Source organism: Streptomyces sp. SudanB182_2057 (assembly GCF_964272715.1).
Classification (GTDB): domain Bacteria; phylum Actinomycetota; class Actinomycetes; order Streptomycetales; family Streptomycetaceae; genus Streptomyces; species Streptomyces rubradiris.
The window spans coordinates 7,147,456-7,170,275 of sequence record NZ_OZ186798.1; the positions used below are offsets into that span (position 1 = coordinate 7,147,456).

The 22,820-nt window shown below is 73.4% G+C and carries 23 protein-coding genes; 10 read left to right on the plus strand and 13 right to left on the minus strand.

What is annotated here, in order from left to right; genetic code table 11:
• Positions 1-134 precede the first annotated feature (134 nt).
• Positions 135-1,184 carry a LacI family DNA-binding transcriptional regulator gene (locus tag ACSURM_RS31855; RefSeq protein ID WP_436959220.1) on the minus strand — a complete coding sequence of 350 codons (1,050 nt, stop codon included), beginning with the start codon at positions 1,182-1,184 and terminating at the stop codon, positions 135-137.
• 216 nt (positions 1,185-1,400) lie between these two features.
• On the opposite strand from ACSURM_RS31855, the gene ACSURM_RS31860 reads away from it, so the two are divergent.
• Positions 1,401-2,354, plus strand: a complete 954-nt coding sequence (locus tag ACSURM_RS31860; RefSeq protein ID WP_436961219.1) for an ROK family protein — start codon at positions 1,401-1,403, stop codon at positions 2,352-2,354.
• A gap of 121 nt (positions 2,355-2,475) precedes the next feature.
• Here ACSURM_RS31860 and ACSURM_RS31865 read toward each other — a convergent pair whose 3' ends face one another.
• From ACSURM_RS31865 to ACSURM_RS31875, 3 genes are all read right to left on the minus strand, one after another.
• Positions 2,476-3,327 carry an ABC transporter permease gene (locus tag ACSURM_RS31865; RefSeq protein ID WP_436959221.1) on the minus strand — a complete coding sequence of 284 codons (852 nt, stop codon included), beginning with the start codon at positions 3,325-3,327 and terminating at the stop codon, positions 2,476-2,478.
• A complete protein-coding gene (locus ACSURM_RS31870; RefSeq protein ID WP_436959222.1) occupies positions 3,324-4,292 on the minus strand; it encodes an ABC transporter ATP-binding protein in 969 nt (322 codons plus the stop codon). The genes ACSURM_RS31865 and ACSURM_RS31870 overlap by 4 nt, the downstream gene beginning before the upstream one ends.
• 175 nt (positions 4,293-4,467) lie before the next feature.
• The gene (locus ACSURM_RS31875) at positions 4,468-6,501 is read right to left on the minus strand and encodes an NPCBM/NEW2 domain-containing protein (RefSeq protein ID WP_436959223.1); all 2,034 of its coding nucleotides are present in this window, start codon (positions 6,499-6,501) and stop codon (positions 4,468-4,470) included.
• Positions 6,502-6,714: 213 nt separating this feature from the next.
• Here ACSURM_RS31875 and ACSURM_RS31880 point away from each other — a divergent pair, with 213 nt between their 5' ends.
• Both ACSURM_RS31880 and ACSURM_RS31885 read left to right on the plus strand, forming a co-directional pair.
• Positions 6,715-6,897 (plus strand): hypothetical protein, encoded by a 183-nt coding sequence (locus ACSURM_RS31880; RefSeq protein ID WP_436959224.1) that lies wholly within the window; start codon positions 6,715-6,717, stop codon positions 6,895-6,897.
• Between the two features lie 153 nt (positions 6,898-7,050).
• Entirely contained in the window at positions 7,051-8,094 is a 1,044-nt protein-coding gene (locus tag ACSURM_RS31885) for an NUDIX hydrolase (RefSeq protein WP_436959225.1), read from the plus strand.
• 13 nt (positions 8,095-8,107) lie between these two features.
• Here ACSURM_RS31885 and ACSURM_RS31890 read toward each other — a convergent pair whose 3' ends face one another.
• Both ACSURM_RS31890 and ACSURM_RS31895 read right to left on the minus strand, forming a co-directional pair.
• A complete protein-coding gene (locus ACSURM_RS31890) occupies positions 8,108-8,803 on the minus strand; it encodes an MBL fold metallo-hydrolase (protein ID WP_436959226.1) in 696 nt (231 codons plus the stop codon).
• A 62-nt stretch (positions 8,804-8,865) separates the two neighbouring features.
• The gene (locus ACSURM_RS31895) at positions 8,866-10,221 is read right to left on the minus strand and encodes a dipeptidase (protein WP_436959227.1); all 1,356 of its coding nucleotides are present in this window, start codon (positions 10,219-10,221) and stop codon (positions 8,866-8,868) included.
• A gap of 130 nt (positions 10,222-10,351) precedes the next feature.
• Between ACSURM_RS31895 and ACSURM_RS31900 the strand changes: the two genes are divergently transcribed.
• The gene (locus ACSURM_RS31900; RefSeq protein ID WP_436959228.1) at positions 10,352-11,605 is read left to right on the plus strand and encodes a geranylgeranyl reductase family protein; all 1,254 of its coding nucleotides are present in this window, start codon (positions 10,352-10,354) and stop codon (positions 11,603-11,605) included.
• Between the two features lie 109 nt (positions 11,606-11,714).
• Here the strand turns inward: ACSURM_RS31900 and ACSURM_RS31905 are convergent, their stop codons facing one another.
• Both ACSURM_RS31905 and ACSURM_RS31910 read right to left on the minus strand, forming a co-directional pair.
• Positions 11,715-11,999, minus strand: coding sequence for a DUF6332 family protein (locus tag ACSURM_RS31905; protein ID WP_436959229.1), 285 nt, complete (start codon positions 11,997-11,999; stop codon positions 11,715-11,717).
• A gap of 71 nt (positions 12,000-12,070) precedes the next feature.
• Complete coding sequence (locus ACSURM_RS31910; RefSeq protein WP_436959230.1) at positions 12,071-13,561, minus strand: MFS transporter; 1,491 nt, start codon at positions 13,559-13,561, stop codon at positions 12,071-12,073.
• Between the two features lie 85 nt (positions 13,562-13,646).
• Between ACSURM_RS31910 and ACSURM_RS31915 the strand changes: the two genes are divergently transcribed.
• Entirely contained in the window at positions 13,647-14,045 is a 399-nt protein-coding gene (locus ACSURM_RS31915; protein WP_436959231.1) for a MarR family winged helix-turn-helix transcriptional regulator, read from the plus strand.
• Between the two features lie 36 nt (positions 14,046-14,081).
• Here ACSURM_RS31915 and ACSURM_RS31920 read toward each other — a convergent pair whose 3' ends face one another.
• Together ACSURM_RS31920 and ACSURM_RS31925 are read right to left on the minus strand one after the other, a co-directional pair.
• Positions 14,082-14,822, minus strand: coding sequence for a maleylpyruvate isomerase family mycothiol-dependent enzyme (locus ACSURM_RS31920; protein ID WP_436961220.1), 741 nt, complete (start codon positions 14,820-14,822; stop codon positions 14,082-14,084).
• A 16-nt stretch (positions 14,823-14,838) separates the two neighbouring features.
• Positions 14,839-15,246, minus strand: a complete 408-nt coding sequence (locus ACSURM_RS31925; RefSeq protein ID WP_436959232.1) for a hypothetical protein — start codon at positions 15,244-15,246, stop codon at positions 14,839-14,841.
• Positions 15,247-15,433: 187 nt separating this feature from the next.
• Between ACSURM_RS31925 and ACSURM_RS31930 the strand changes: the two genes are divergently transcribed.
• The gene (locus ACSURM_RS31930; RefSeq protein WP_436959233.1) at positions 15,434-15,898 is read left to right on the plus strand and encodes a hypothetical protein; all 465 of its coding nucleotides are present in this window, start codon (positions 15,434-15,436) and stop codon (positions 15,896-15,898) included.
• On the opposite strand, the gene ACSURM_RS31935 is transcribed toward ACSURM_RS31930, so the two are convergent.
• Complete coding sequence (locus ACSURM_RS31935) at positions 15,861-17,045, minus strand: MFS transporter (RefSeq protein ID WP_436961221.1); 1,185 nt, start codon at positions 17,043-17,045, stop codon at positions 15,861-15,863. The genes ACSURM_RS31930 and ACSURM_RS31935 overlap by 38 nt on opposite strands.
• A 436-nt stretch (positions 17,046-17,481) precedes the next feature.
• Here ACSURM_RS31935 and ACSURM_RS31940 point away from each other — a divergent pair, with 436 nt between their 5' ends.
• Complete coding sequence (locus tag ACSURM_RS31940) at positions 17,482-17,877, plus strand: luciferase domain-containing protein (protein WP_436959234.1); 396 nt, start codon at positions 17,482-17,484, stop codon at positions 17,875-17,877.
• Between the two features lie 219 nt (positions 17,878-18,096).
• Here the strand turns inward: ACSURM_RS31940 and ACSURM_RS31945 are convergent, their stop codons facing one another.
• The gene (locus tag ACSURM_RS31945) at positions 18,097-18,876 is read right to left on the minus strand and encodes a DeoR/GlpR family DNA-binding transcription regulator (protein WP_436959235.1); all 780 of its coding nucleotides are present in this window, start codon (positions 18,874-18,876) and stop codon (positions 18,097-18,099) included.
• A gap of 135 nt (positions 18,877-19,011) precedes the next feature.
• Here ACSURM_RS31945 and ACSURM_RS31950 point away from each other — a divergent pair, with 135 nt between their 5' ends.
• Entirely contained in the window at positions 19,012-19,893 is an 882-nt protein-coding gene (locus ACSURM_RS31950) for an SIS domain-containing protein (protein WP_436959236.1), read from the plus strand.
• Between the two features lie 34 nt (positions 19,894-19,927).
• The gene (locus ACSURM_RS31955) at positions 19,928-20,791 is read left to right on the plus strand and encodes a class II fructose-bisphosphate aldolase (protein ID WP_436959237.1); all 864 of its coding nucleotides are present in this window, start codon (positions 19,928-19,930) and stop codon (positions 20,789-20,791) included.
• A gap of 142 nt (positions 20,792-20,933) precedes the next feature.
• Here the strand turns inward: ACSURM_RS31955 and ACSURM_RS31960 are convergent, their stop codons facing one another.
• Positions 20,934-22,067, minus strand: a complete 1,134-nt coding sequence (locus ACSURM_RS31960) for a methyltransferase (RefSeq protein WP_436959238.1) — start codon at positions 22,065-22,067, stop codon at positions 20,934-20,936.
• A gap of 67 nt (positions 22,068-22,134) precedes the next feature.
• Here ACSURM_RS31960 and ACSURM_RS31965 point away from each other — a divergent pair, with 67 nt between their 5' ends.
• Positions 22,135-22,785: an alpha-ketoglutarate-dependent dioxygenase AlkB family protein gene (locus ACSURM_RS31965; RefSeq protein WP_436959239.1), complete on the plus strand. Its 651-nt coding sequence runs from the start codon at positions 22,135-22,137 to the stop codon at positions 22,783-22,785.
• Positions 22,786-22,820: the final 35 nt, after the last annotated feature.

Genomic DNA, 22,820 nt, shown 5'->3' on the forward strand with positions numbered 1-22,820 from the left:
GGGACCGCTCCGGCCCGGCCCGTCGTACGGTCGCGGTGCCGGCCGACGTGCCTTCGATGCGGCTCAGGAGGCGGCGGGCCGGCACGGCCGCACGGCCACTCCGTAGCGACCCCGCCCGGCCCCGCCCGCCCCGCTCAGTCCGTCGGCGGCAGTTCGCCCGAGCCGCGGGTGATGAGGCGGGTCGGGAGTTCGATGCGCTCCGGGGCGACCAGGGTGCCGTCGAGCTGGCGGAAGAGGCGTTCGGCGGCCGTGCGGCCGAGGGCCGCCGAGTCCTGGGCGACGACCGTGACGCCCGGCTGGAGCAGATCGGCCAGCTCGAAGTCGTCGAAGCCGACGAGCGCGACCCGGCGGGCCCGCTCGGCCAGCACCCGGACGACGGTGACCGTCACCCGGTTGTTGCCGGCGAAGACCGCGGTCACGGGGTCGGGGCCGGTCAGCATCTCCTCCGCCGCCCGGCGCACCCGCTCCGGGTCGGTCGCACCCAGGGACATCCAGCGCTCCGCCACGGATATTCCGGCGTCCTCCATGGCCGCCCGGTACCCGCGCAGCCGCTCCGCCGCCGTGTGGATCCGGGGCATGTCGCCGATGAAGCCGATCCGCCGGTGGCCGTGCGCGATGAGGTGGGCGACGCCGTCGCGGGCGCCGCCGAAGCTGTCGGACAGGACCACGTCGGCGTCGATCCGGCCGGCCGGGCGGTCCACGAACACGGTCGCCACACCGGCCCGGATCTCCGGCTCCAGATACCGGTGGTCGACCCCGGCCGGGATCACCACCAGCCCGTCCACCCGGCGCGCGCACAGCGCCAGCGCCAGCTCCTGCTCGCGCTCGGGGTCCTCGGCGCTGGAGCCGTTGATCAGCAGCGCGCCGTGGGCGCGGGCCACCTCCTCGACGGCGCGGCTGAGCGGGCCGTAGAAGGGGTCCGCGAGGTCCTCCAGGATCAGCCCGATGCTCGCGGTCCGCCCCTTGCGCAGCACCCGCGCGCTGTCGTTGCGGCGGAAGCCGAGCGCGTCGATCGCCTCCTGCACCCGGCGCTCGGTGTCCGGGGTGACCCCGGGCTCGCCGTTGACCACGCGGGAGACCGTCTTCAGCCCGACCCCGGCGCGGGCCGCCACGTCCTTCATCGTCGGGCGGTTGCCGTACCGGTTCCCGGTGGGGCGGTCTGCGCGGCGGGTGGTCTCGGGCACGTGCGCTGTCCTGTCTGTCGTCCGGCGGTCATTCATCCCGTCCACGGGGGTGCGGCATCCGTGGGCTTGTATGAGGATGTGGCGTCGAGCATAGAGCCTGGACAACGTTGTCAGAACCGCGAGAGACTGTGCACCGCTGTCTCCGGCCTGCGCCCCCACCGCCTGACCGGCCGGCTCTCTTTGGTTCTCGAGCTTTCAACGGGGAGATCTGACTTGTTGCACACCGACCTCGTGGCGGCCCTGGACATCGGCGGCACCAAGATCGCCGGCGCGCTGGTGGACGGCGACGGACGCCTTCTGGTCCGCGCCCAGCGCCCCACGCCCGCCCGGCAGGACGGCGAAACGGTCATGCGGGCCGTGGCGGAGGTGCTCGGCGAGCTGTCCGCGTCGCCGCTGTGGGACCGCGCCGGGGCGGTCGGCATCGGCAGCGCCGGCCCGGTGGACGCCTCGGCGGGCACCGTGAGTCCGGTGAACGTGCCGGGCTGGCGGGACTTCCCGCTGGTCGACCGGGTGCGTACGGCCACCGGGGGCCTGCCCGTCGAGCTGATCGGCGACGGGGTCGCGATCACCGCCGCCGAGCACTGGCAGGGCGCCGCGCGGGGCCACGACAACGCGCTGTGCATGGTGGTCTCCACCGGCGTCGGCGGCGGTCTGGTCCTCGGCGGGCGGCTGCACCCGGGACCCACCGGCAACGCCGGGCACATCGGCCACATCAGCGTCGACCTCGACGGCGACCCCTGCCCGTGCGGCGCGCGCGGCTGTGTGGAGCGCATCGCCAGCGGCCCCAACATCGCCCGCCGGGCGCTGGAGCGGGGCTGGCGCCCCGGCCCCGACGGCGACACCTCGGCCGCCGCGGTGGCCGCGGCGGCCCGCGCGGGCGACCCGGTCGCCGTCGCCTCCTTCGAGCGGGCGGCGCGGGCGCTGGCCGCCGGGATCGCGGCCACCGCGACCCTGGTCGAGATCGACATCGCGGTGATCGGCGGCGGGGTCGGCAAGGCGGGCGACATCCTGTTCACCCCGCTGCGCCAGGCCCTCACCGACTACGCGACCCTGTCCTTCGTGCGGCGGCTGACCGTCGTACCCGCCCGCATGGGCACCGACGCCGGCCTGGTCGGCGCGGCGGCGGCGGCCCAGACCCGCACCCCGGACGCGACCGCGGCGAGTTGCTAGGCCCTGCCGCGGCCCCACCGCCGCGTCGGCGCGTCGGCGCGTCGTGCGGCGGCGTCCGTAGCGGTCGCCGGGGTGCGGCCGGGCCGGGCGGGTCCGGCAACGGGGGCCGGCCCGTCCGGCGCTAGCCGACCCGCTGCATCGCCTTCCGGCGCCGTTCGGCCATCGTGGCCCCGGACTCGCGGCGGGCCATCCTGCGCAGGACGGACGGTGCGAGGAGCAGCCCGGCGACCGCCCAGGCACCCAGCGCGCCCGCTGTCTCCAGGTGCCGCCAGGACGCGCCGACTTCGGCGGCGACCGCCTCGCCCGGCAGCAACGCGGCCCGGAGGCCGAGGCCGAGCCAGTAGACGGGGAAGACCTGCCCGACGGTCTGGAGCCACTCGGGCAGCTTCGACAGCGGGAAGTAGATCCCGGAGATCACGACGAGTCCCATCACCGGAAGCGTCAGCAGACCGATGGTGCGCGGACTGTCGACGAGCGAGCCGAGGACGGCGCCGATCGGCAGGCTCGCGAGGAGCCCCAGCGGCACCACCCACACCAGCGTCAGCAGCGCCCCGCCGCCCTGCCGGGCCACCCCGTCCACCAGGAACACGCCCAGGAGGAAGGGGAGCGCCATGGAGACGAGAGCCGTCCCCGACACCGTGACGATCTTGCCGACCAGGTGGCCGACCATGCCGTGGGGCACGGCCTTGGCCCGCAGCAGGGTGCCGTCCTCGCGTTCGGTCGCGAGCAGCTGCGCCGTGGTCAGCATCCCGGTGAACGCGAGGGTCATCCCCACCATGCTGGGCAGCATGAACGCGCCGACCGAGATACCGGCGCCCTCCAGCGGATCGTCCCCGACCAGGAACAGCGGCACCATGAGCAGGACCGTCCACAGCACGTAGCCGAACACGTCCTGCCCGGTGGTGAAGGTCTGCCGGAGTTCCGTCAGACCGCGCCGCACCCCGGCCCGCGCCGCGTACCACACCGGACTCATCGCGCTTCCCCCCTGAACGAGTGCGCCGCCCGCTCGCCGGCCACGCTCCCCGCCTCCACTTCCCGCACCATCGTCAGATAGGTGTCCTCCAGGCTCGCCCGGCGCACCTCCAGCCCGCCGATGGCCTCTCCGTACTCCTCGAACAGCCGGCGCACGAACCGGGTGGGCTCGGCCGTCGTCTCCTCGAAGGGCCGCCCGTCCCGGGTCCAGCGCACGGTGGCCTCGGCCGATGCCCGCCGGGACAGTTCCACGGCCGGGCCGTCGGCCACGATCCGGCCGCCGGCCAGGATGAGGATCCGGTCGGCGAGCCGCTCCGCCTCGGCGAGGTCGTGCGTGGTCAGCAGGACGGTGGTGCTCTCGTCCGCGAGCCCGCGCACCAGACCGTGGAACTCGCTGCGAGCCTCCGGGTCCAGACCGGCCGTCGGCTCGTCCAGGAACAGCAGCTCGGGCCGGCCCACGATGCCGACGGCCACGTCCAGCCGTCTGCGCTGGCCGCCGGACAGGGTCCCGACCCGTTTGTCCGCGTGCCCGGACAGCCCCACGGCGGCGAGGAGTTCGTCGACGTCCCACGGCCGCCGTACCAGGGGGGTGGAGTACGGCGCGTAGTACGAGCCGAGATGGGCCAGCAGTTCCCGCACCCGCCACTTGCCGTGGTCGCGCCAGGACTGCAGGACGATGCCCAGGCGCGCACGCCAACGTTCGTTTCCGCGGGCCGGATCGGTGCCGAGGACGGTCACGTCACCGGCCGAGCGCATACGGAAACCTTCCAGGATCTCGATGGTGGTCGTCTTGCCGGCGCCGTTCGGGCCGAGCAGCACGACGACTTCGCCCCGCCGGGCGGTGAAGTCCACCCCCTTCAGCACGTCCTGGCCGCGGTAGCGCATCCGCAGCTCCCGCACGTCGATGACCGTGTCACCGTCCGGCGGGCCGCTTCCGGCCCCGGACAGGACATCAGCGGTCGTCATCGGTCGTTCCCCCGTCCGTCGCGTCGTCCGTTCCCCGCGCTCGGGGACCGACGGCCGTGCCGACGCCCGTGGTCGTCGGACGTGGGTCACGGCCGTGGCCGTCGCCGTCCGGCGACGGCGGGCCCCGCCGTACGAACACACTACCGAACGGCTCGGCTCCGGCCCCGCCGGGCGTTCAGCAGCTCAGGCGGGCGTCCGCCCAGTCCGCGTGGTCGGAGTCGGTGTTGTCGCCGCCGTCGGTGACGACGAGCCGGATCACCCGGGCGCCGGTGATGTCCGCGGTGAGCGACTGGGCGGGCATCGCGTTGGTGAGGACGCCGGAGGCGGCGGCCCGGGTGTCGTCCGCCAGGATCTCGAAGGTGACGCTGCCCTTGGCGCCCTTCTCGTCGTCCACGCCGACCGACGCGGTGACCTTCTCGCAGGCCCCGCCGGTGTAGAACGCGATGTCGCTGCGCGCGTGCACGCCGAGCCCCTTGGCGTACACCGTGCCGCCGATGGTGAGCGGGCGGCCGTCGCCCGCGGCCTTCTCGCCGTTGCTGGTGTCGCGTTCCACCGGCCCGAAGCCGTTGGCGGCCGACATCCACGGCAGGTCACTGAGGTACGACGTCCCGGGCGGCGGCGGTACGACCACGGACGCGGTCAGCGGCACCGTGCTGGTGACCGGCGTGCCGGACGGCGATCGGTAACTCGCTCGCAGGGTGAGGCCGTAGGAGCCGGTCGGGGTGCCGGCCGGGACGGTCAGTTGCCAGCCGGTGCGCAGCGTCAGGCCGGTGCGGAGGGCGGTGGCCGAGGTCGCCGAGGTGGCCCGTATGTCCCAGCCGGCCGGGCCGGTCAGCGCCACGGACACACGGCGCGCGGGCGTGCGCCCCAGGTCGGTGACGGTGCTGGTGAGGGTGACCGGGGCGCCGGCCGTCAGCAACAGGTCGCTGTCCAGGCCCACTTCGACGGCGGGCGGATACGCGGCCCAGTGCCGGTCGGCCGTGACGCGCAGCAGGACCGTGCCGTGGGCGGGGACGGTGGCGGCGAGGGTGCCGGCGGTGTTGTACGTGCGGTGCTGCCACAGGTCGCGCACGGCGTAACCGGCGGCGCGGGGCAGGCCAACCGCGCCGGCGCTGGTGGCGATCCGCTGGGCGCTGCCGGACTCGTTGAAGAGGGCCACCGCGCGGCTGCCGTCCGCCATCTGCTTGGCGACGACCCAGCGTCCGCCCTCGGCGGAGACGACCGTGCCCTGCCTGCCGAGCGGATCCTGATCGACGGCGATGACCTCGGTGTTGCCCAGGATGTCGTAGGTCGCCTGGGACGCCTTGCGCAGGTCGGTGCCGATGAGCAGCGGCGCGGCCATGATCGACCAGAGGGAGAAGTGCGAGCGGTACTCGGTGTCCGTCATGCCGCCGTTGCCGACCTCCAGCATGTCGGGGTCGTTCCAGCGGCCGGGTCCGGCGTACCGGGCGAGGGGGAGGTTCTGCTTCAGGATCGACAGCACCGAGGGCCAGTTGTCCTTGATGTCGCCGGTGGTCCGCCACAGGTGGCCGATGTCGGCGGCCCACTCCCAGGGCTTGTTCTCGCCCCATTCGCAGATGCTGTAGACGATGGGCCGGCCGGTCGCCCTGAGCGCGTCGCGCATGGTCCGGTAGCGCTCTCTGGCGTCCAGGCCCTGGTTGTTGCAGTTGTCGTACTTCAGGTAGTCCACGCCCCAGTCGGCGAACTGCCGGGCGTCCTCGTACTCGTGGCCCAGGGCGCCCGGAAGGCCCACGCTGTCACAGGTCTTGGTGCCGGCGCTGGTGTAGATGCCGAGTTTGAGGCCCTTGGCGTGGACGTAGTCCGCGACCGCCTTGATGCCGTTCGGGAAGCGCTCCGGGTGGGGCACCAGCCGGCCGTTCGCGTCGCGCTGGGGCAGGGCCCAGCAGTCGTCCAGGTTGACGTACTGGTAGCCGGCCTTCTTCAGGCCCTTCTCCACGAAGATGTCCGCGATGCCCTTGACCATGCTTTCGTTGAACTCCGCCCGGCAGTAGGTGGAGTTCCAGTTGTTGAAGCCCATCGGCGGGGTGAGGGCGAGACCGTCGTCCAGGGACGCGGACGCGGTCCGCGCCGCCGGGGCCGGCGCGGTCGCCGCCAGGGCGGGGGCGGCGAGGCCTGTCGCGCACAGCACTCCGGCGCTGAGCGCTCCGGCCACTCTGAAACGGGTCGTGCGGCTGTGAGGGTGACGCATCGTCGACGTTCCTCCCACTCGCGAAAGCGCGGATGACGGCATGTGCGCGTCATGAATGCGCGCTCACGGTAGGACGTGTCGGACTGTGTCGGAAGGGTCGTTCAGGCCGGGCGTGGCGTTGTTCGGATGTGTTCGACCGGGAAAGGGTGGCACCGAGGGGGGAAGCTCGCGCGATCCGCGTGACCCCGGCCGCTCCACGCCGTTGATCAGCGCATGAAGAAGCGCAGCATGCTCGCCATCGCCACCCTCGCCGCCGGATTCGTCGTGGCCGCCGTCACTCCCTCCCACGCGGCGGTCGACCGGCCGTTCGACGTGTCGGACACGGTGGAGGAGGTCGGTGATCTCGTCAGCCACGACAGCCTGGACCTCGACGACTCCATCCTCGACCACGACTGACCCGCGACCCACGGCGTCCGTGCCGGTGTCCCCGTCCCAGGGGACACCGGCACGTGCGTGTATACGCGCGGGCAGGCGCCCTCAACGGCGGGGGGTTTCCATGGCAGGGTGGAGCGGGCAATCCTCAGGGGGCCAACAGAAGAGGGGGAGTCCGTGACCGTCGTCTGGATCAACGGCGCGTTCGGTGCGGGGAAGACCACGACCGCACGTGAACTGATCGAACTGATCCCGAACAGCGCGCTCTTCGACCCCGAGATCATCGGCGGGGCACTGACGCACCTGCTGCCGCCCAAGCGTCTCGCCGAGGCAGGCGACTTCCAGGACCTGCCGATCTGGCGCCGGCTCGTGGTCGACACGGCCGCCGCGATGCTCGCCGAGCTGGGCGGCACCCTCGTGGTGCCGATGACCCTGCTCCGCCAGGAATACCGCGACGAGATCTTCGGCGGGCTCGCCGCCCGCCGGATACCGGTGCACCATCTGCTCCTCGCCCCCACCGAAACGATCCTGCGGGAGCGGATGGCCGACCGGGAGGTCCCGCCCGAGACAGACGACGGCGAGATACCCGCCCGGCAGTGGTCCTGCGACCACATCGAGCCCTACCGCGCCGCCCTCGCCTCCTGGCTCACCGCCGACGCCCACCCGCTCGACACCAGCGCCCTCACCCCGTACGAGACCGCCGTCCGCATCGCCGAGGCCGTCGGCGACGGCTCCGTACCCGCCTGCGACATCGTGCAGACCCCCGAGCCGACCGCCGAGACACTCGCCGCCGGGGTGCTGCTCTTCGACGAGCACGACCGGGTGCTGCTCGTCGACCCCACCTACAAGCCCGGCTGGGAGTTCCCCGGCGGCGTGGTGGAACGCGGCGAGGCGCCGGCCCGCGCCGGGATGCGCGAGGTCGCCGAGGAGACCGGCATACAGCTGCGCGAGGTCCCCCGGCTGCTGGTCGTGGACTGGGAACGCCCCGCCCCGCCCGGCTACGGCGGGCTGCGGCTGCTCTTCGACGGCGGCCGGCTCGGCCCCGGCGAGGCGTCCCGGGTGCTGCTGCCCGGACCCGAGCTGCGCGCCTGGCGGTTCGCCACCGAGCAGGAGGCCGCCGCGATGCTGCCCCCGGTCCGCTACGAGCGGCTGCGCTGGGCGCTGCGCGCCCGGGAACGGGGCAGCGCGCTCTACCTGGAGGCGGGGGTGCCGGTCGGCTGACCCCGTGGTGCGGCTAGCCGAGCGAGCGGAGCACCGCGGCGGCGCCGGACAGCACCGGGTCGCCGTGCCCGGAGCACGCCACGTCCGCGCCCAGGTCCGCCATCCGGCGGATCGACGCGAGGAGTCGCGCCCGGTCCAGGTTGAACACCCCGGGGATCGGCGTCCCGGCGTCCGGCGCCGCCGCCACCGTGTCCCCGGTGAACAGCACACCGTGCGCGGGCAGGAACACCGCGATGCTGCCGTCCGTGTGCCCGGGGGCGTGCACCACCCGGGCGCCGCCGCCGAAGTCCAGCACATCGCCGTCGGACAGCTCGGTGAGCGAGGCCGGCGGCACCGGAGGGCCCGGGGGCAACCGCGCGAGGGCCGCCGCGTGCAGGGGCCGCTCCCACTCCTCCGTCCGCGGCGGCGGGCCCGGCCGTTCTCCGCGGACGAACGGGGCGTCCAGGCGGTGCGCCAGCACCTCCGCCCCGCTCAGCGCGGCGAACTCGCCCGCTCCGCCGACGTGATCCTCATGAAAGTGGGTGAGCACGACGCGTCGTACGTCGCGCGGATCGTGCCCCAGCGCGGCGACCGCGTCGGCGATCGGCCGGCCGGAGCCGATCGGGCCCGCGTCGATCAGGGTCAACTCCCCGTCATCGCGCCAGAGATAGGCCTGGCCGACGGGAAAGCGCAGCAGGTGCAGCCGGGGCAGCAGTGGGATGACGTCCATGCGCCGACCGTAAAGAGGGCCCTCCCCCGCGGGCGAGGGCCCTCTGCCGTGGGCAGAAGGGATCAGCCCGCCGCGTAATTGCGCAGGAACAGCGCCTCGGCCACGGACAGCCGCTCCAACTCCTCGGGGGACACGCTCTCGTCGACAGCGTGGATCTGCGCCTCCGGCTCGCTCAGCCCGATGAGCAGGATCTCCGCCCGCGGGTACAGCGCGGCGAGGGTGTTGCACAGCGGGATGGAGCCGCCCTGACCCGCGTACTGCATGGTCTCGCCGGGGTAGGCCACCGCCATCGCCTCGGCCATCGCCGCGTAGGCGGGGCTGGAGGTGTCGGCGCGGAACGGCTGGCCCTGGCCGATCTGCTCGGTGGTGACCTGCGCGCCCCACGGGGTGTGCGCCGCTATGTGCTCCTGGAGCAGCTTGGTGGCCTCCGCCGCGTCCGTGCCCGGCGGCACCCGCAGGCTGATCAGGGCACCGGCGCTCGACTGCACCGACGGGGTGGCGCCGACCACCGGCGGGCAGTCGATCCCGAGCACGGTGACCGCCGGGCGGGCCCAGATGCGATCGGCGACCGAACCGTCACCGATCAGTCCCACACCGTCCAGCACCTTGGCGTCCGCGCGGAACTGCTCCTCGGTGTACTCCAGGCCGTCCCACCGGGCCGTCGCGTCCAGGCCGTCGATGGTGGTGGACCCGTCCGCGCCGCGCAGCGAGTCCAGCACCCGGATCAGCGCGGCCAGCGCGTCCGGGGCGGCACCCCCGAACTGGCCCGAGTGCAGATTGCCGGCCAGGGTGTCGACGCGCACCCGGACCAGGGTCATTCCGCGCAGCGTGGTGGTCACGGTCGGCAGACCGACCCGGAAGTTGCCCGCGTCGCCGATGACGATCGTGTCCGCCGCCAGCAGCTCGGGGTGCTGCTCGGCGTACCGCTCCAGGCCGCCCGTGCCCTGCTCCTCGGAGCCCTCCACGATCACCTTCACGTGCACCGGGACGCCGCCGTTCGCCTTCAGGGCGCGCAGGGCGAGCAGGTGCATGATGAAGCCGCCCTTGCAGTCGGCGGTCCCGCGGCCGTACCAGCGGCCGTCGCGCTCGGTCAGCTCGAACGGAGGAGTGGACCAGCCGGCCTCGTCCAGCGGGGGCTGCACGTCGTAGTGCGCGTAGAGAAGGACCGTCTTGGCGCCTTCCGGGCCCGGCAGGTAGCCGTACACCGACTGGGTGCCGTCCGGGGTGTCCAGCAGGGCCACGTCCGTGAACCCCTCGGCCCGCAGCGCGTCGGCGACCCAGCCCGCGGCGGCCTCGCTCTCGCTCCTCGGGAACTGGGAGAAGTCCGCCACCGACCGGAAGGCGACCAGTTCGGCCAGCTCCGCCTTCGCCCGGGGCAGCAGCGCGGCGACGGTCTCGGCGAGCGGATTCGACGGCATGGGCACGCTCCTCGTGGGTGCGACGTGGTACGGGGTGGGTACGACGATCCTCCCACAGCGGATCGCGTGGCCGGTCGCCGTAGGATGCGACAGACACTTGGCAGCGGCTTGAGCGGAGCGGTAGACCATCGTGAGCGGCGAGAACTCTTCAGCGGACGACGTGCGGCGCGTGTGGGACGTCGTCGTGGTGGGCGCGGGCCCGGCGGGCGCCTCGGCCGCCTACGCGGCGGCGGTCGCGGGACGGCGTGTGCTGTTGCTGGAGAAGGCCGAGCTGCCGCGGTACAAGACGTGCGGCGGCGGCATCATCGGCCCCTCGCGCGACGCGCTGCCGCCCGGCTTCGAACTGCCCTTCCGGGACCGGGTACACGCCGTCACGTTCTCCCACAACGGCCGCTTCACCCGCACCCGCCGCTCCAAGCAGATACTGTTCGGCCTGATCAACCGGCCGGAGTTCGACCAGCAACTGGTCGAGTACGCCCAGAAGGCGGGCGCCGAACTGCGTACGGGCGTCACGGTCCAGCGGGTCGAGCAGCACGGCTCGGCGGTGCCGGACCGGCGCACGGTCGCCGTCGTCCTCCAGGGCGGGGAGACGGTGCTGGCCCGCGCGGTCGTCGGCGCCGACGGCAGCGCCAGCCGGATAGGAGCCCACGTCGGCGTGAAGCTCGACCAGGTCGACCTCGGCCTGGAGGCGGAGATCCCGGTGCCGGAGACCGTCGCCGAGGACTGGAAGGGACGGGTGCTCATCGACTGGGGGCCGCTGCCGGGCAGTTACGGCTGGGTGTTCCCGAAGGGCGACACGCTGACCGTCGGCGTGATCTCCGCGCGCGGTGAGGGAGCCGCCACCAAGCGGTACCTCGAGGACTTCATCGCCCGGCTGGGTCTCGCCGGGTTCGAGCCGTCCCTCTCCTCCGGGCACCTGACCCGCTGCCGCGCCGACGACTCGCCGCTGTCCCGGGGCCGGGTGCTGGTCTGCGGCGACGCGGCGGGCCTGCTCGAGCCGTGGACCCGCGAGGGCATCTCCTTCGCGCTGCGCTCGGGCCGGCTGGCGGGGGAGTGGGCGGTACGGATCGCCGAGGCGCACGACGCGGTGGACACCCGGCGCCAGGCCCTGAACTACGCGTTCGCGATCAAGGCGGGGCTCGGTGTCGAGATGAGCGTCGGCAGGCGGCTGCTGTCCGTGTTCGAGCGGCGTCCGGGCCTGTTCCACGCGGCGCTCACCGGCTTCCGTCCGGCGTGGCGGGCGTTCCGGGACATCACCACGGGCGCCACCTCCCTCGCCGAGATCGTCCGCTCCCGCCCGATCGCCCAGCGCGCCCTGACCGCGCTCGACCACCGCGCGGCACCTCCGGCGGAGCCCGCGGTGGAGGAGCCGGCCGGTTCCTGACGGGGCGGGGCAGAGTCACGGGGCAGGGCGTACGGGGCCGGGCGTGCCGTCCGGCTGAGCGGGCGGTGGAAGCCGGGCGTGCGGGCCGGGCCCAACTCGTCGTGCTCCTCTACGAGTCGGGGCTGGTGCGGCCGGGCCGGCCGGGCTGGGCCGGCGGGCGGAAACGCAGCAGAACGCTGACCACCCGGGCCATGAACACGAGCGGGGCGACCACCAGGCCCAGCCGGAGCAGCACCGTGGACAGCGGGCTCGGCAGGTCGAAGAGCAGCGCGGGCCCGGCCACGGCCCCGAACAGCACGGCAGCCGCGAAGGCCGCGCTGACCAGCGCGTACCCGATCTCGACCGTCACCGCGTCCCGCTCCGCCTGGCTGCGGCGGCCTCCGTGGGCGTCCATGCCGTCAGCTTCGCAGAGGTGCGCCCGGCGGGCAACGAACCCCCACCGGGCGCACCTTGGAGGCGGTCCCCCTAGTCGCGGACCGGTACCCGGTCGGCGTCCGCCTCCTTCACGGTGGACCTGGCGACCACGACGGAGTGGGTCGGCCGGGGCCGGCGCAGTCCGCTGAGCGACAGCAGCAGTCCCACGACGGCGACGATCGTGACGACGACGAGTCCGGGCCGGTAGCTGTCCAGGACGGCCTGCGGGGTGGCCTTCTCGGGGGCGTGCGCGGTGACCACCGCCGTCACCACGGCCAGGAAGATCGCGCCGCCCACCTGCACCGAGGTGTTCAGCAGACCCGAGACCATGCCCTGCTCGTGCTCGCCCACCCCGTTGGTGGCCTGGACGTTGAGCGACGGGTAGGACAGGGCGAAGCCCGCGCCGACCAGCAGCATGGTCGGCAGGATCACGGACGCGTAGACCGGGTGGAGGTCGATGCGCAGGAACAGCGCGTACCCGGCCGTCATCATGACGAAGCCCAGTACGATCAGCCGTCCCGTGCCGAACCGGTCGATGACGGTGCCGACCTTGGTCGCCGAGAGCGCCACCAGCGCACCCGCCGGCAGGAACGCCAGCGCCGTGTGCAGGGCGGACCAGCCCAGTACCTGCTGCATGTAGAGCGTGACCAGGAACTGGAAGCCCGTGTAGCTGCCGACGAACGTCAGCGCGCCGAGCTGGGCCCGGACCTGGGAGCCGGCACGCAGCACCCCGAGCCGGATCAGCGGGCTGGGGCTGCGCCGCTCGACGAGGACGAACACGATCAGCATGACGGCCACGGCGGCGAAGGACAGGATCGTGCGGGCCGACGCCCACCCGGCCTCGGGCGCCTGGACGACGGTGAAGACCAGCAGCAGCATCGAGGCGGTGCCGAGGACCGCGCCCGGGACGTCGTAGCCGCCGTGGCCGCGTTCCCGCGCGCTGCGCGGCAGCAGCTTCATGCCCACGAACAGGGCGATCAGCGCGACCGGCGCCGGGAGCAGCATGGTGAACCGCCAGCTGGCCTCCGTGAGCAGGCCGGAGAAGACGAGGCCCAGGGAGTATCCGGTTGCGGCGCAGGTGGTGTAGATGGACAGGGCCCGGTTGCGCAGCGGGCCCTCCGGGAACGTGGTGGTGATGATCGACAGGCCGGCCGGTGCCGTGAAGGCCGCGCTGAGGCCCTTGACGAAGCGGCTCGCGATCAGCAGCGGGCCGGAGTCCACGAGTCCGCCGAGCAGCGACGCCAGGGCGAAGACGGCGAGCGCCACCAGGAACACCTGGCGTCGGCCGAGCAGGTCGGCGGTCCGGCCGCCGAGGAGGAGCAGGCCGCCGTAGCCCAGGATGTAGCCGCTGACGACCCACTGCAGCGTCGACGTGGACAGGTGGAGTTCCGAGCCGATGGACGGCAGTGCGACGCCGACCATCGACACGTCCAGCGCGTCCAGGAACATCGCGGCGCACAGCACCAGGAGGGTGCCCCACAGCCGGGGAGTCCAGCGCACGGCCGGGGACGGGGCCGCGGAGGGGGTGAGCGGAGAAGTCATGGCGACGAAATTACATGCACGCGCATTCAATGCAAGCTCATTTAATTACAGTGCAACAAACGCGATTTTCTGCTACCGTGCGGGCATGGCGGCGAAGAATGCCGAGCGAGGGCTCGTCGAGCAGTGGCGGGAGATCCTGTCGTTGCACGCCCGCACCCAGTGCGAACTGGACCGGGCGCTCCACGGGCACGGGCTGTGCGCGAGTGACTTCGAGGTGCTGGACGTCCTGGCCGAGGGCGAGGCCGTGGACGGCGGCGGTGCCTACCGGGTGCAGGAGATCGCCGAGCGGGTCCACCTCAGTCAGAGCGCGCTGTCCCGGCTGATCGCCCGGCTGGAGAAGGACGGCCTCGTCGAGCGGGGCATGTGCGCGGACGACCGGCGCGCGGTGCGGGTCTGCCTCACGGAGAGGGGATCCGCGCTGCACGGTGAGGTACGACCCGTGCAGCGCGAGGTGCTGACCCGGATGCTGACCCAGGCCGACTGACCGGGCCACAGGCTTCGGAGGCCGGCTGACCGGGCCTCAGATCCCGGACCGCTCCCGCCACAGGGTCGCGAGCGCCGGGTCGCCGGTCACCTTCGGGATGGCCGTCCGGTTCCACAGCGCCAGGTACAACTGATCGGCCGGGCCGGACAGTTCGGCCTCCGCCTCGCCCTCGGCCGTACGTACGGTCAGGGCCGGCCCGGCCGTGAGCCGTACGGTCCACACGGCGTCCGGTCCCGCGTCCACCGCGCGCACCCGCAGCACGCGCGGCCGCTCGCTGCGCAGCCGGCTCCGGTCGCGGGCGTGGAAGCCGCGCAGCAGTTCGTCGATGCCGTCCACCGCGAAGTCCCGGGCGATCGGGGACGGTTCCCCGCCGCGCGCGCTTTCGGCGTCATAACGGTGCACGGCCGTCTCGTGCGCCTGCCGCCGGGCCCAGAACGCCAGCGGCGACGGGGTGGGCGCGGGGTGGAAGGTCCAGCACTCCAGATCGGCGGGCGCGGCGGCCAGGGTGTCCACCACCAGGCGGTGGCTGTCCCGGTACCAGCTCACCAGTTCGTCGTCGGCGGGCTCCGGCGGGTCGCCGAACGGCGGGCGCGCGGTGGCCCGGTCGGCGACGAGGGCGGCGGCCCAGCGGTGCACGGCGCCGAGGTGCCGTACCAGATCGCGCACGCGCCACCCCGGGCACGGGGGCACGGCCGCGCCGGGCCCCGCGGCAGCGGCGGCCGCCGCCAGCAACCGGCCCTCCCGGTCCAGGACTTCGAGGAAGTCGCTCACCCGCAACCGGGTCGGCCGGTCGTCAGAGATAGCAGGCGGAGACATAACCGACCACCCCTGTCCGTTTGTTCTGCACGAGATGCCAGGCGACCGTGCTGGTGCCGCCCGGGCACTGTACGCGGGGGCCGGAGTCCGTCTGGTACCAGTACGCGCAGTCACCCTGGTTCGCGGTGCCGACGTAGTTGCCGCCCGGGGTGCTGCGCATGTTGATGTTCGTCCCCTTGAAGTCGGTGTGCGGCCCACCGGTCTCACAGGCGCGGACCGCGAGGGCCGCGGGCGCGGCGGAGACGGAGGAGGTGGCAGTGGCGGAGGAGACGGTGGTGGCGGAGGCGGCGCTCGCGCTCGCCAAGGGACTCGCGAAGGCGCTCACGAGCAGGATTGTTCCCAGCACCGCAGCGAGGTTCGGGCCGGGTGTCTTTCGCTTGGTCATGAGGCGACGATGCTCATGGCCGCGCCGGCTCATCCGGGCGACGGGACCGAAACACCCGAACGTGGGACACGACGCTCACCGAATCACTCCCTTCCACCCCAACTCCCGTACTGCGGTCGGTCATCCAGGCCGGACCGGTCACTCGGCGTGGGTGGCCGGCTCGCGGTGTGCGTGATCAGCTCGGGGAGTGGAATCCATCATCGCCAGCGCCGTAGCCGTCCTCGGCACCCTGCTCGGGTCGGCACTCACCCTCGCGTTCCAGCGGCGCACCACGGACAGCGGCCACCGGTTCACCCGGCGCGAGAGCCTCCGGCAGGAGCGGCTGGAGGCGTACTCGGCCTACGCGGGCGCGTTGGTCAACTACCGCCGTTGCCTGATCCACTTGTGGTTCTGCGAGCACGAACAGCCACCGCCCGAGGACCCCGGCACGGTCCGCATCCGCGCCTACGACCTGCGCTCCCGGGCCCAAGAGGCCCTGTTCCGCACGCAGATGCTGACGGACGACGAGGAGTTCGGCCGGGCCGCGGAGGACGTGCTCGCGGAGATCACGAAGCTGTCCAAGGCGAACAGCAGGGCCGAGTCGGACGAGTTGCGAATACGCACCCGGGACCTCGTCACCGGCTTCGTCGGCCGGGCGAAACGGTGTCTGTGAAGGCGTGCCGCGTCGCCAGGCCGAGGACGGTGGCGACCGCTGCCAGCGCGGCCACGCTGGTGAGCGCGGTGGGCAGGGAGAACCAGTCGGCCATGAACCCGATCGCCGGCGGCCCGAGGAGCATGCCGCCGTAACCCAGGGTGGAGGCCAGGGCGACGCCGGACGCGCCGGCCAGCGCACCCGCCTGGTCCACGGCGACGGGGAAGAGGTTGGCGAGCCCGAGACCGGTCACCGCGAAACCGGCCAACGCGGCCCACACCGAGGGCGCGAGGGCACCGAGCAGCATTCCGGCCGTCGCGACGGTGCCTCCGGCGACCACGGTCCGGGCCCGCCCGAACCGGGCCAGCAGCGTCGTCCCGGTCAGCCGGCCGATGGTCATGGCGAGCGCGAAACACGCGTACCCGGCCGCGGCGACGCCCGCGGAGGCCGAGAGGTCCTGCTGGAGGTGGAGCGCGCCCCAGTCGGCCATCGCCCCCTCCCCGTAGGCCGTGCACATCGCGACCAGCCCGAAGACGATCACGACCCCGCGCCGTTGCCGTCCGCTCGCCTGTGCGGCCTGTGCCGGTGTGCGCTCGGGCGGCTCCGGCGGCTCGCACCGCAGCAGGACGCGTCCGGCGACGGCCGTGACGAGCAGCCCGACCACGGTGAGGCCCAGCAGGTGCCGGGTGGGGGAGAGGTGCTCGGCGACCAGCCCGCCGAGGCCCGCGCCGACCATCCCGCCCAGGCTGAAGGCCGCGTGGAAACTCGGCATGATCGGCCTGCGCGTCGCGGCGACCAGATCGACGGCGGCGCTGTTGAAGGCCACGTTGACCCCGCCGTAGCCCGCGCCGAACAGCAGCAGTACGGCACCCAGCGCCGGCGCCGAGTGGGTGAGCGGGGGCAGCGCCACGCTCAGCGCGAGCACCACCATGCAGACCACGGTCACCGGATGGCTGCCGTAGCGACGGCACAGCCGCCCGGTCAGCGTCATGGTGAGCACGGCACCGGCGGACACGCCGAGCAGGGCGAGCCCGAGGGCGCCGGTGGAGGCGTGCGTCTGGTGCTTGATGTCGGGGATGCGGACGACCCACCCCGCGAAGATGAAACCGTCCAGGGCGAAGAAGGCGGTGATCGCGGCGCGCAGTGCCGTGAGGCTCCGGCCCGGCACGTCGCTGTGCACACGGGTTTTGTTTACTATCGGCACAAAATTCAGCGTACGGGGGGCACCGGGAGGGGGCAAGACGGTCGCGGACCGGCCCCGCGCGGCCGGCCGTCGTACCGGGCGCCCTTCGGGCGGGGCGGTGACGAACCGGCGTCCGGTGCTTCGCCCTTTCGGGGACCCCGTCCCCGGGCCGTCTCGCTCGCGTCGCGGCCCCGGATCGCGCGCTCGCCCGGGTCGCGGGAGCAGGGCGGGCGGCCCTGCCGTACGGGCCCACCTGCGGATTCCCCTCCCTGGGTGGCGTAGGGCGAGGCAATACCGGGCGTATGCGGACCTGTTCGGCGACTGGACACGTGTACGAGACGCTGAACACGCGCCGGATACGGGTCGGTTAATGCTCACTCACGAGCTGGTTGCGGACGGGTGAGCGCGCCATGATGGGCCCATGACGTTGGCCTCGCGCGCGCTCGCGCAACTGGCGACCTGGCCGGATCTGAGAGAGACCGTGCCGAGCTGCGGCCTGGGGCAGGCGGTGAGTTCCGCCCAGGGTGAGATCGTCCACTTCCACTCCGAGCGGGATGTCGACCTGCTGCTCACCGACCGGGCCGTCCGGCGGTTCGCCAAGGACCTCAAGGACTCGGGCGCGATCAGAATCGTGCGCGGCTCGCCGTGGGTGACATTGCGCCTGGACGCCGCGAGCGACGTCGACCTGCTGCTGACCCTGGTGAGCGTGGCGCTCCAGGCCCCGCAGACCTGGCCGGACCCGGCCGACCGGCCGCCGGCGCTCTGCAACGACCAGCGGGGCGCGGGCTTCGTGAAGGCCGACCTCCGCGGCATGTGAGGCGGGCGGACGCACGGCGCGGCAGCCGGTACGGCAACCGGGGTGACTGGTGCCCCGGTTGGAGCGGTGTCCGAGGCGAACGGCGTGCCGATCGGCGCGGTGTGCGCACGGAACGGCGCTTCAGTCGCTGCCGCACCCGAGATGAACGGCGCTCCAGTGGTCGCGGAGCCCGAGCCGGACCGGCTTCGTCGGCCCGCGTGGCACCAGGCACCCCCCGCCTCACACCGTCAGCACCCGCACGCCCGCCTCCTCGAAGCGCCGTACCGTCTCCCGCTCCACCGCCGTGTCCGTCACCAGCGTGTCCACCAGCTCGGTCCCGCAGATCCGGGCGAACGCGCGGCGGCCCAGTTTGCTGGAGTCCGCGGCGACCACCACCCGCTCGGCGCGCTCGCACAGCAGGCGGTTGATGGCGGCCTCCGCCTCGTCGTGCGCCGCCGCCCCGTGCGCGACGTCGAAACCGACGACACCGAGCACGGCCACGTCCAGGGTGATCTGGCCCAGCACCCCGTCCGCGAGCGGACCGATGAGCTCGTAGGACTGCGCGCGCGCCACCCCGCCCGTCACCACGATCTTGAACTGGGGGCGCACGGCAAGCTCGTTGGCGATGTTGAGCGCGTTGGTGACGACGGTCAACGCCGGCGAGCCGGTGGCGAGATCGCCGCGCACGGCCAGCGCGCGGGCCACCTCCGTGGTGGTCGTACCGCCGGTCAGCCCCACCGCCTCGCCCGGCGCGACGAGTTCGGCCACCGCCTTGGCGATGCGCTGCTTCTCCGAGGCCCGCCGGGCCGTCTTGTAGCGCAACGGGAGTTCGTACGACACTCCGTGCACCACCGCGCCGCCCCGGGTGCGCACCAGCATCTGCTGTTCGGCGAGCTGGTCGAAGTCCCGGCGGATCGTCGCCGCCGACACCGCCAGCTCGGCCGCCGCCTCCTCGACCTCCAGCCGGCCGCGCTCGACGAGCAGTTCCAGCAGCGCCTTCCAGCGGGCGTCCCGGGACATCCGCGGCCTCCGTCTTCTTCCTCCGGACGATCTCCCGGCGACCCTAGCGCACCCGGCTTCCCCGCCAAATGCTTGATTGTGCTCGAAAGATCGCTATACCTTGCAAGAACAATCAGCAAGGGGAGGGTATGGGCCATGACCCATGTCGAGAACGAGCTGAACAGCCAGCCGGGGTGCTGGATACGGGCCGCCGAACTGGCGCCGGGGCACCGGGAGGCGCTGCCGCGGGCGGGGGAGCGGGTCGCCGTCGTCGGATGCGGGACCTCGTACTTCATGGCCCAGGCGGTGGCCGCGCTACGGGAGGGCGCGGGGCAGGGCGAGACCGACGCGTTCGCCGCCTCGGAGTTCCCGCACGGGCGGTCCTACGACCGGGTCGTCGCCCTCACCCGGTCCGGCACCACCACCGAAGTGCTGGAACTACTGGGCGAGTTGGCCGGTCGTACCCGTACCACCGCGATCACCGCCGACCCGGACACCCCGGTCGTGGACACCGCGGACGACCTCGTGGTCCTGGACTTCGCCGACGAACGCTCCGTCGTCCAGACCCGGTTCGCCACCACCGCGCTCACCCTGCTGCGCGCCCACCTCGGCCTGCACACCGACGCCGCCGTGGCCGACGCGCGCACCGCCCTCGCCGCCCCCCTGCCCGAAGGGCTCGTGGAGTGCCGCCAGTTCACCTTCCTCGGGCGCGGCTGGACGGTCGGGCTCGCCAGCGAGGCCGGGCTGAAGATGCGCGAGGCGTCGCTGTCCTGGACCGAGGCATATCCGGCGATGGAGTACCGGCACGGCCCGATCAGCGTGACCTGCGAGGGCACCGCCACCTGGATGCTCGGCGCGGCACCCGACGGGCTCGCCGCGCAGGTCCGCGCCACCGGCGGGATGTGGGTCGAGGGCGAGCTGGACCCGCTCGCCGAACTCGTCCGCGTCCAGCGGCTCGCGGTCGCGGTCGCCGCCGCCCGGGGACTCGACCCCGACCGGCCGCGCCACCTCACCCGCTCGGTCATCCTCGCCCCCTGACCCGCCGGCCCCGCCCAGGAAGGACACACCCCCCGTGCCCCTCGTGCCCACCGGCGAGCTGGTCACCCGGGCCGCAGCGGCCCGCGCCGCCGTCGCAGCGTTCAACGTCATCACCCTGGAACACATCGAGGCCGTCATCGCCGGCGCCGAGTCGGCCGGTTCCCCTGTCGTCCTCCAAGTCAGCGAGAACGCCGTGAAGTACCGCTACGGACGGCTCCTGCCGCTGGCCCGCGCCGCCGTCACCGCCGCCGAACGGGCCGCCGTACCCGTCGGGTTGCACCTGGACCACGTACAGAGCGACGACCTGCTCCGCCAGGCGCCCGACGCCGGGTTCGGCTCGGTCATGTACGACGCGGCCCGCCTGTCCTACGCCGACAACCTCGCCGCGACCCGGGCCGCCGCCGACTGGGCGCACGCCCAAGGGCTGTGGATCGAGGCCGAGTTGGGAGAAATAGGCGGCAAGGACGGCCGGCCCCCGCTGGACGCCCACGCGCCCGGCGCGCGCACCGACCCGGACCGGGCGCGGGACTTCGTCGCCGGCACCGGCGTCGACGCCCTGGCCGTCGCCATCGGCAGCGCGCACGCCATGACCAGCCGCACTGCCGTCCTCGACCATGCCCTGCTCACCCGGCTGTCCGCCGCGCTGGGCGTGCCGCTCGTCCTGCACGGCTCCAGCGGCGTGCAGGACGGGCACCTGGTCGCGGCGGTCGGCGAAGGCATCGCCAAGGTCAATGTCGGCACCGCGCTCAACGTGGCCATGACCGGCGCCATCAGGGACTTCCTCGCCGCCCGCCCCGAGGCCGTCGACTCCCGCGCCTACCTCGGCGTGGGCCGGGAGGCGATGGCCCGCGAAGTGCGCCGCATCATCGGGGTCCTGTCCCGCACCGACGGCGAGTGAACGGCACCGGCGGCGAGGGACCGGCACCGACGGCGACTGACCGGCACCGGTGGCGACTGGCGGTACCGGCCGCGACTGACCGGCACCGGCCGGGGACCGGCGCCCCGGCCGGGCCGGGCGGCGCGGCCCCCGGCCGGACCGCCTAACCCTTCTTGACCGCCCGCAACACCACGAACTTCGGATCCGACGCCACCGTCTCGCTGTTGCCGAACAACCGCTTCAGCTTCAGGTGGTAGCCGAGGTGCCGGTTGCCGATCACCCACAGCTCACCGCCCGGCCGCAGCGCGCGCTTCGCCCCGGTGAACATCCGCCAGGCCGTCGCGTCCGTGGTCGCCTGATGGGTGTGGAACGGCGGGTTGTTCAGCACCAGGTCCACACTGCCCGAGGCGACTCCGGCCAGCCCGTCCCCGACCCGGAACTCGGCGTGTCCCGGCACCCCGTTCGCCTTGTACGTAGCCTCCGCCGACGCCACCGCCTGGAAGGACTCGTCCACGAACAGCACCTCGGCCGTCGGATCGGCCAGCGCCACCGCCGTACCCACCACGCCGTTGCCGCAGCCGAGGTCCACCACGCGCCCCGCGCCGGGACCGGGCAGGTGCCGCAGGAAGAAGCGGGTGCCGATGTCCAGCCGGTCGGCGCAGAAGACACCCGCGTGGTTGACCACCGGGCGCCCCGACACCACACCCACACCGTCCGGCAGGGCGTAGCCGTACGGCCACGGGTTCGCGGGCCGCTCCAGCGCCGGATCGGGGGTGCAGAAGATCAGCCGGGCCTTCTGCCGGGCCAGCGAGGTCCGGGTCGGCCCGAGGATCCGCTCGAACAATCGGAGCGTCGAGGTGTGGATCTCCTTCACCATGCCGGTGCCGATCACCACCGTGTCCGCGTGCACGGCCGGCGCCAGCCGCAGCAACTGGTCCTCCAGCAGCGCCAGGCTCTTGGGCACCCGCACCAGCAGCACGTCCACCCGCTCCGGAGGCGGGTCCTGCGTGGTGAGCAGCCTCACGGCGCCCGGCTCCACACCGGCCCGCGCCAGATTCGCCCGGGTCGCCTCCTGGCCGAGGAAGGAGTCGGTGATCTGCGTCGGCCGGTGCCCGGCCAGCGCGGTGACCAGCGCGCCCCAGCGGTCCCCGACCACCACGACCGTGCCGGTGAGCGGCACCTCCTCCTCGGCGAGATGGCGCAGCAGGTACGCGTCGGAGGCGTCCCAGGCACGCAGCCGGTCGCGCGGATCCTCGGGGAAACGGGTCAGCTCGACCTCGCCCCACGGTGTCGTCATACGGTCGCTCATCGTGCGTCCAGGCTAGCCGAGCCGCAGCTCAGGGCCCGTGCGGCAGGATGGGGGCATGGAGGACGAGCTCTTCCCGAGGGAGCGCACACGGGTCGCGCCGGGCGCCGTGCACGTCCCGGACTGGCTGGCACCCGAACGGCAGCGCGCCCTGCTCGCCGCCTGCCGGGACTGGGCCCGGCCCCCCGCCGGGCTGCGCACGGTCCGCACCCCGGGCGGCGGCACGATGACCGCCCGCCAGGTCTGCCTGGGCTGGCACTGGTACCCGTACGCCTACGCCCGCACCGCCGTGGACGGCGACGGCGCCCCGGTCAAGCCGTTCCCGGACTGGCTCGACGAGCTGGGCCGCCGCGCGGTGACCGACGCGCTCGGCCCGGACGCCGTACCGGCCGCGCCGTACGACATCGCGCTGATCAACTTCTATGACGCCGACGCCCGCATGGGCATGCACCGCGACGCCGACGAGCGGACGGACGCGCCGGTGGTCTCCCTCAGCCTCGGCGACACCTGCGTCTTCCGCTTCGGCAACGCCGCGACGCGCGGCAAGCCGTACACCGACGTGGAGCTGCGCGGCGGCGACCTGTTCGTCTTCGGCGGCCCCTCCCGGCTCGCGTATCACGGCGTGCCGCGCGTCCACCCGGGCACGGCCCCGGACTGGCTGGGCCTTTCCGGCCGGCTGAACATCACCCTGCGGGTGAGCGGCCGGTAGCCGCCGGCACCGGTCACCCAGGGCGGAGATCATGG